This window comes from uncultured Nostoc sp., assembly GCF_964247315.1.
Taxonomy (GTDB): domain Bacteria; phylum Cyanobacteriota; class Cyanobacteriia; order Cyanobacteriales; family Nostocaceae; genus Nostoc.
The window spans coordinates 1-9,566 of sequence record NZ_CAXTTT010000194.1; the positions used below are offsets into that span (position 1 = coordinate 1).

The window sequence follows — 9,566 nt, forward strand, 5'->3', positions numbered from 1 at the left end:
CTCACATCAAGTTATGTAAATTGATTTTTTACTGCTTGTGAGAAATCCGGGTTTCCCCTGGCTGGTTTGTGTAGGGATTGGGAATAAATTTATCCGCAGTGAGTTCAGGTTGATTGAAATAACCACGGGCTAAACCTGCACCGCCAATATACAACATACCAGGTACACATACAGGAACAGGTTGGTAATTTTTATCTAACAAATAAATCTGCGTGTTGTGAATCGGACGACCAATAGGTGGCGTGTTGCTAGTACCTTTTTGTATGCAGGTAGAGGTTGAATAAGTTGTATCTTCAGAAGGCCCATACAGGTTAAAGACCTGTTGTATATTCTCCTGCTGATAAAGTTGTTGTACGAGTTGATTATGGAGTGGTTCACCAGCGATATTAACAGTTTGCACTGAAGTTGGAATGCCATCAGTTCTTAGTAACTGTGAAATCACACTTGGGACAGTATTAATTAAGGTTACACTCTCGGTTGTTGGCAAAGTTGGTAAATATAGTGCATTCTCGATTAACAGCACCTTACCACCGCAAGACAGAGGAACAAATATTTCAAACACCGAAAGGTCGAAACAAATCGAAGTTGATGCTAAAACTCCACCTCTTGCTTCAACCTCAAAGGTTTTGTTTGACCAATCCAACATTGCAACTGTGCTACTGTGTTTAATCATTACACCTTTGGGTTTGCCTGTTGAACCAGAGGTGTAGATCACATAAGCTAGGTTGTCAGGAGTTAGCCCACAGAAGAAATTTTCTTTGCTTTGTTGGGCAATATAATGCCAATGTGCATCTAAACAAACGACTTGAGCTTTGTGTTGCGGCATTGCCTCCATAAGCGAGGCTTGAGTTAGCAGTACTGGCGCTTGAGTATTTTCTAGTATAAATGCTAATCGCTTTTGAGGATAGCTAGGGTCTAGGGGTACATAAGCACCACCTGCTTTGAGGATGGCTAATAGTCCGATGACCATAAACAGCGATCGCTCTACATAAATCCCTACCAATACTTCCGGTTTGACTCCCAATGAACGCAAGTAATGTGCTAGTTGATTCGCTCTAATATTGAGTTCCCAATAAGTTAGTTGTTCATCTTCAAACACAACTGCTACAGCATCAGGCGTGCGTTCTACTTGCGCCTCAAACAACTGATAAATACATTGCTGTTGAGGATAATCAACTGCTGTATTATTCCACTCTACCAATAACTGATGTCGTTCACTTTCTGTTAAGAGCGACAATTCACAAAGCTGCTGCTGTGGATTAGTGACAATCCTCTCTAGTAAATTTCGATAATGTTCCACCATCCTATTAATGGTACTGGCATCAAAAATATCAGTGCTGTATTCTACTAGTCCTATTAGTCCTTGATCCGTTTCTAAGAAGTTAAAACGCAACTCAAACTTTGTTGTACCGTTGTCAAAATTCAAATAACTTACGGTTAGATTTGAAAGCTCTAATGCTTCGACCTGTGCCAGTTGCAGATCAAATTTGACCTGAAACAGAGGTATCATTTCGCTGAGATTTCGCTCTGGGTTCAAAATATCTACCAGCTTATCAAATGGCAAGTCTTGATGGTCATAAGCTTTAAGAGTTACTTCACGTACTCGATTTAACAATTGGCGGAAAGTCGGGTTTCCAGACAAGTCACTACGCAGCACTAAAGTATTAATCAAAAAACCAATTAATTCTTCAGTTTCGGAGCGACTGCGGTTAACAATATCGGTTCCAACGACAATATCATTTTGGTTAGTATATTTATGTAATAAAACTTTAAATACTGTTAATAATAATGTAAATAGTGTAATCCCTTCATTCACACTCAAAGCTTTAAGTGTGTCAGATAAAGTTTTAGATAATTCAAAAGATTGTTTTGCACCTTTATATGTTGCAATAGCTGGTCGAGGTCTGTCAGTAGGAAGTTCTAGAACTGAAAGGTTAGCAAGCTGTTTCTTCCAGTAATTTGTTTGATTTAACAACACTTCTCCTTGTAAATATTCTTGTTGCCAAACTGACCAGTCTGCATATTGGATTGATAGTTCAGGTAGCAAAGAAGGTTGACCATTGAAAAAAGCCTCGTAAAGGACTTTCATTTCCCGAATAAATATTCCCAAAGACCAGCGATCACATATGATGTGATGTATTGTTATTAACAAGACATGCTCTGCGTCTCCCAACTGTACAAGAGTTAACCGCAGTAGTGGTTTAGTCAGGTCAAAGGGTTTTTGTATTTCCCTAGTAGCTAATATTTGAACTTCTTCTTTTCTATTGGGTACGTCCTTCAAATCAACTATTGGTATTATTAATGGGTGACTAGAAGAAATTACCTGAATTGGTTGTCCTTCTGAATCGGTAGTAAAAGTTGTTCGTAAATTTTCATGACGACTTACAATTTCAGTAAATACCTTTTCTAGTACTGCTATGTTCAACTGACCTTCAATATGCAAAGCATTAAAAACATTGTAAGCACTGCTTTCAGGATTTAATTGCTGGAAAAACCACAGACGTTGTTGAGCAAAAGATAAAGGTAAATCCTTAGAGTTTTTTCTCCTAGTAATTTTTATTTTAGATGTTTCTGGCTTTTGTAATTGATTTAGTTCTTTCTGCTTAAGACGCTTTTCAAATATTATCCGTTGTTCTGGAGATAGAGCAGCTATTTGTTGATAAAAATTATTCACTAGTAAATCTCCATAATAATTTATACTTAAAAAAAGAATTTAAAAACACTAACATTTCAAGATAATGACATAACTTTTTTTTCTTGAAGGTTACACATATTCTTCAAATCTTTTAGATAGGGTAAGCTTGTCATTACAGCGTCAAAGTTATCGTTGAAGTCAATTAGACAAGCAACTTCATCAACACCAGCCTTCTTTAAACGCTCAATCATTTGCATACAAGTTGTTTTTGACCCAATCAGCGTTCTTCCTTTTAGCCAACCTTCATAAGCAAACCGCAAAAGACTATTAATATCTGCTTGTGTAAACTTTTCTAAATCTACCTTAATTCCAGCATTTTTCGCTAAGCTTTCTAATAGATCAATGTGGGTTTTCAAATAATTATAAAAAGGTTCTCTCGCTGCTTCTTTTACCGTGTCAAAATCTTCTCCTACAAATGTATGTATCATCATTGCTACTTTCCCTGCTTTAGGGTCATAACCATGTTCTTCTAAAGATTGGCGATATAGTAATATTTGTGGAGTAACTTCCTCTAAAGTTGCTCCTAATAAAGAAGTAAGTACATTAGCACCAATTTTGCCAGCTTCAATAAATGTTGTTGAAGATTGACACACAATCCAAGTCGGTAGCTTGATCTGTATTGGTCGTGGGAAAGTTCTCACATTAAAAGTTTTTCCAGTCGCATCTTTGAGTTCAACTTGTTCACCTTCCCAAAGCTTCTGGACTATCTGAATTCCATGCCACATTGTTTCTCTGCGGTTGGCATGACTTTCAGTAGAAAGTACAAAGTCATCCATCGTCCAACCTGATGCAAAACCAATTGCAACCCTACCATTTGAAATATTATCAACTACAGACCATTCTTCAGCCACTCGTGCTGGATTATGAAGTGGCATGACAAGACTACCAGCGCGTAATTGAATTTGCTTGGTAACCATTGCTAGTGCTGTACAAGTTAAAGATGGGTTTGGATAAAGTCCTCCAAATGGATGGAAATGTCTCTCTGGAGTCCAAAGGGCAGAGAAATTGTTTTGATCTGCAAATTTTGCACTTTCTATTAATAGATTATACTTGTTATTTTCAATTTTTGAACCATCTCCAGAAAAATAAAATAAACTAAATTCCATGTTTCAACTCCTAGTATTTACACAAAATAATCCGTTAATCATTCAATTTATATGAACTAGGTATTTACAATAGTTTTCCGGTGAATAAACCACAAGGATTAAACCAACCGAAAGTATCATCATTGAGCAACTCTGTACCTGACTCTTCTAATGAAAGAATTTTTTTGATGTAGCTACTGACTGTATCTTGTTCTTCATGGGTTGTTAGCCATTGAGACCATCCATTCCTTTGGGGAAGTCCTATATTGCCAATCAAAATGAGCTTAGCTTGTACTGTCTGAGCTAAATATTCTGCAAACACTAAGCCAAGACTTCCGACAAAATCTCCTGCAATTAAATAAACTCCTCCTTTCCTAAGTCTAGTTGTTTCTTCTTCCACTTCTTTTAATTGCGTTGGCTGAGTGGTTTGTACCCATCGATGTCTACCACGGTAAGCAACAACCAAGTCAGATGGCTGAATTGTTAGTTCTGCTATCATTTGGTCTATAAGTTGTTTTTCTAGGGAAGTCTTTGATTCACAAAGAATGATATCAATGTTACGGCAGGTAATATTTGGATACTCTTGTGGAATTACCTTACACGCTCCTAAAACTGTTCCTTTTTCTACAATTAACTCTTCTTGTCCGATGACCTCATAAAGATTATTGGTGATAACCATTAATTCCAGAGGTTTGGTAATATTTTGTTTAGATAATGCCTTCGCAATGAATAGTAAACTGTAAAAACCAAAATTTTGATACTGTTCAAAAGTTGAAATTGCTAATTTTGTTGCTTCAGAGGGTATTTGACTCAAGCTTTGAGTATTGGTTGTGACACCCCAACAATGAACAATAGTTTGTGGTATTTTATTTATTTCTTGTAACGTTTGAAATAAAACATCATAGTCATGTTGCTGTTGAGGGTTGATTGCATAAGTGCGATCGCTAAGTTGAGTAAAATTCTCTCCCACAGTTACAGTTATGACTTCTTGACTATCTTGTTCTAATTTTTCAGCAATTTGTATACCTAAGTTACACAAGTTAACAAAGACCAGATAGCATAACTTTGGCTTCTCTGTTTTTTTTGGTTTGAAGGGTTCCAGTAAATTAACTTGCTTCCAAGTAGGAAGGTAAAACCAATCGGCAATATTTGGTTTTTTACTTATAATTTGATGATTAGTGATATCATCTATTTTTTCTGACTCAATCCAATAACGCTGACGCTCAAAGGGATATGTAGGTAAAGGTAAGCGATGACGCTTTTCATTGATGTAAAAACTAGACCAATCAATTTGAATCCCTACTAACCAAAGCTTACCCAAGGTATTGAATAAAAATGCTACATCTGATTGTTGCTCTTGCGGATGCCGTATAGAGGTCAGTGCTATTAATTCCTCTGTTTGATGTTGTTTAGCCAAACTACTCAGCGTTTGACCCGAACCAACTTCCAACAATATCTGCTTTGGCTGTTTAAGTAACTCAATTACGCCTTGATTGAAACGCACTGGCTCCCTTAGATGCTTAGCCCAATAATTAGGATCTGTTGCTTGTGAGGCAGTAATCCAAGTTCCACTGACATTGGACACAAACGAAATTTTCGGGGGATTTAGTTTGACTTTTCGTAAGCATTGGGTGAAAGTCTCAATGACGGGTTCCATCATTTGGGAATGAAAAGCATGGGACGTATGCAAACGTCTACAACTGACACCCGCTGATTGTAGTTCCTGTTGCAATTTGTCTATTGCTGGTTGTGATCCCGATACAACACACAAAGAAGGTGCATTAATTGCCGCCAGAGAAAGATTTTTATGAAGACAAGATTGTATTGCCTCCTCAGAAAGTGCAACCGAAAGCATTGCACCAGATGGAATTTGTTGCATGAGTCGTCCACGAGTAGCAACAAGTCCTAAAGCATCTTTTAGAGAAAACACACCCGCTAAACAAGCAGCTACATACTCCCCAATACTATGACCAATCATTGCCACAGGGGATATACCCCACGCCATCCATAACTGAGCTAGGGCATACTCAATCACGAACAGAGCAGGCTGAGTAATCTGAGTTTGTTGCAGTTGTTGTGTGGCAAATTCTATCTTGTCTTTATCTGGATATAAAATCGTGCGTAAGTCAACACCAAGACGAGATTCGAGTATTTCACAGCACTCATCTATATATTTCTGAAATATTGGCTCTGTCTCATATAACTCTCTTCCCATGTTTACATACTGTGAACCTTGACCAGGAAACATAAACACAATTTGTCTGTTGCAAGGTTCTTGGAAGTGAGTGAATATTTTTTGTGGGTCTAGGTTTTCTATAACTGTAACTGCATCCTCAGAATTCTGACATAGAAGCATACGACGATGCTCAAATGCTCGCCGACCAACTTGTAAAGTATATGCAACATCAGCCAAGTTTAACTCAGGATGCTGTTTGAGATGAGTAACTAAATTTGTTGTGGCAGTTTTTAATGCTGACTCGGTTTTCGCAGAGAGTAATAACAACTGCCAAGGGCGAGAAAGACCAGAAGGTTGAGTAGGTGGAGCTTCTTCTAGAATCACATGAGCATTAGTTCCACCAATACCGAATGAACTCACTCCAGCACGGCGGGGAGTGGCGTTAGTTTTCCACTCTGAAAGTGTTGTATTAACGTAAAAAGGACTGTTATCGAAATCAATCTGAGGATTGGGCTGCTGAAAATGCAAGCTCGGTGGTATTTGTTTGTTTTTAAGGGCTAAAACTGTTTTGATTAAGCCTGTAACACCTGCTGTAGTATCAAGGTGTCCAATATTTGTCTTGACAGAACCAATAGCACAGAATCCTTTCTTCTGAGTGCCCGCACGAAAAGCTTGTGTTAGTGCTGCAATTTCAATCGGATCTCCTAAAGATGTTCCGGTTCCGTGTGCCTCAATGTAGGTAATAGTCTCTGGGTCAACTTCAGCAATTGTTTGAGCTGTTCTAATTACCTTTGCTTGGGTATCAATACGAGGTGCTGTGTAGCTAACTTTGAGAGCGCCGTCGTTATTAATAGCTGAACCTTTTATGACAGCATGGATGCAATCTCCATCAGCAAGAGCATCTTCTAATCGCTTTAAAACTACAATGCCTACACCACTACCAAAAACAGTTCCTCGCCCTTTAGCATCAAAGGCACGGCAATGACCGTCTGGAGATAAAATCCCACCTTCTTGATAAGAATATCCAGATTTTTGTGATGGGTTGATTGCAACACCACCAGCTAAGGCAATATCACATTCCCCACTCAGTAAACTTCGGCAGGCTAAATGTACAGCGACTAATGAAGTTGAACAGGCCGTTTGAACATCTACAGAAGGACCTTCTAGTTCTAACTTATAAGATACTCTTGTGGTGAGGAAATCTTTGTCATTTGCAAAAATAAGCTGTTGAGCATCAATAGAATTTCTGATATTCTGATTGGAATAAAGATTAATTAAATAATTACTAATTCCTGTACCAGCATAAACCCCAATCGAACCTTGATACTGTTTAGAATCATATCCAGCATTTTCCAAAGCTGACCAAGCACATTCTAAGAAAATACGCTGTTGAGGATCGATAATTTGAGCTTCTCTGGGATTGAATCCAAAAAATGAAGCATCAAATAGTTCTATTTCTTCTAATATAGCTGCCGCTTTAACATAATTATCATTTATATTGATAATATCTATTCCTGAAGATTTGAGTTCTTCATCTGACAAAGAGAATATAGATTCTATACCATCACGTAGATTTTGCCAAAACTCCTCAATATTTTTGGCACCAGGAAAACGACCTGTCACGCCAATAATTGCTATTTCTAAGCCATTACAACTGCATTCTAGATAAGTACTCATTTGTCTTTGATTCTCTTACTGAGTTATTAGAAACTGTTTGATACGACCCTTGTTATTCGGTCTAGTATCAGTTTTATGAGAAAATAATGCTTGATTATTGTTTACTTTTTGTTTGCTACTGATTGATATCGATGATCAAGGTCAAAATTCCCAAGAAATGGTTCCCCGAACCGTGAATGGTGCGCCAGCAATTAGCTCAAAATCACCAGTGCCTTCAAAATAGTCCACGTTGAATAAGTTGGTGAAGTTGAGCGCAGCCCGATACCGACCTCGTTGGTAAAAAATTGCAGCATCGGTGCGGAAGTAGCTGGGTAACACAGAGGTCGGAGTATTGTCTAAATCTCCTTGGCGCTCACCTACATAGAATAATCCCAAGCCAAACCCCAAGCCTTGCAGTGAACCCTGTTGAAATTGATAGGTTGTCCAAAGGTTGAATGAATTGTATGGGACATTATCCAAACGATTACCCACAGGAAAGAAGTTGTCTTTGGTAATTTGGGCATCGATGTAAGAATAGCCTGCAATAACATTCAATCCCGGTAAGATTTCACCCACAATATTAAATTCAACGCCTCGGCTGCGCTGTTCACCCGTCTGGATAGAGAAGCCAAAATTGTTTGGGTCATCCGTTGAAACGTTAGTGCGTGTCAGGTCATAGAAGGCAAGGGTGGCTGAAAGTCGGTTGCTTAAATCTGCTTTCACTCCCACTTCATATTGAGTTCCTCGCTCTGGTTCAAATGGACGCCCATCGACTGAGTTTCCAAATAGGCTTGGGGTAAAGGAACGGGCATAACTGGCATAGAGTGAAATGGGTGGTATGGGCTGATAAACGATGCCGACTCGTGGGGAGAATGCACTATCGGCTTGACTATATCTAAGATCACTAGTGAGATCCCGAGAGTTGTAGTCTTGAGTGTCATACCGCAAACCCAGTAGCAATTTCAGATTGCTTGTCAGGCTTACTAAATCTTGAATATAAATCCCAAGTGAATTGCTTCCGTAATCATTGCTAAAGCTGATTTCAAAAGGTTCTTCTGCTTGCGGTTGATTATAGACAGGGTTAAATATATTAAGTGACGGAACCCCCGTACTCCTCCTCCTTCGTGTGTATGTTGCATGATCTTTATTCAAATCAACTCCAACGAGCAATTGATGTCCAATTGAGCCAGTAGACAAATTACCAATCAGGTTTGTTGTCAAGATATAGTTTTCGCCATCACCTTCACTAAGTACACGAATCCGATTGAGGGTTCGATTATCAGAATCTAGGCTTCTAGCAATAACATCGTCTGTATCAAGTGTCGAAAATTTTACTTGGAAGGCGTTGCGTAGTGACCAATTGTCGCTGAATTGATGGTCTAATCTAAACCCAATTCTACTGTTCTGTGTGCGGACAAAGTCACTAGGTTCACCAGAGTAAAAACTGCGGGGAATTTTACCATTTGGATTGGGAAAAACAGTGCCGACAGTCGGTAGACCGACATATGATCCAGCATCGATGCTGGCATACTCTCCCTGTAAAGTTAAGTTGGTGCGATCGCCAAGCCTAAAACTCAGGCTAGGTGAAATACTCAGGGATTGTCTATCAAAAAAATTGATGAAACTACCAGAGTTCTCGTAGCCGACATTTAGTCTGTAGAGAACTGATTTAGAATCATTTAAGGGTCCTGATAAATCAACCCTTCCACTGTAGAAATCATAATTTCCGATCGTTGCCTCTACCTGGTAAAAAGGGTCACGAAGTGGCTGCTTAGTGACAAGATTAACTGTTCCACCTGGAGCAGCAGAACCATACAGCACTGAAGCTGGACCTTTAAGAACTTCTACTCTATCAATATTAAATAGGTCGGTTCCGATTGCTTGCCCAGTCACACTGCTCCCCAGGGCAAACGCATCTAAATGTTGGCAAAGTGGTAAATAGAGGTGAGTTCGT

Annotated in this window: 3 protein-coding genes and 1 pseudogene; all 4 read right to left on the reverse strand. The window is 38.8% G+C overall.

The features are described 5' to 3' along the window. Nucleotides 1-28: 28 nt before the first annotated feature. Complete coding sequence (locus tag ACFE93_RS32860; RefSeq protein WP_375480028.1) at nt 29-2,674, reverse strand: amino acid adenylation domain-containing protein; 2,646 nt, start codon at nt 2,672-2,674, stop codon at nt 29-31. Between the two features lie 56 nt (nt 2,675-2,730). Next, nucleotides 2,731-3,801, reverse strand: coding sequence for an LLM class flavin-dependent oxidoreductase (locus tag ACFE93_RS32865; RefSeq protein ID WP_375480030.1), 1,071 nt, complete (start codon nt 3,799-3,801; stop codon nt 2,731-2,733). 124 nt (nt 3,802-3,925) lie between these two features. Then, a pseudogene (locus ACFE93_RS32870) lies at nt 3,926-7,633 on the reverse strand (type I polyketide synthase); the annotation flags it as partial. 141 nt (nt 7,634-7,774) lie between these two features. Then, nucleotides 7,775-9,566 (reverse strand): TonB-dependent siderophore receptor (locus ACFE93_RS32875; RefSeq protein ID WP_375480032.1); only part of this gene is annotated, 1,792 nt, incomplete at its 5' end.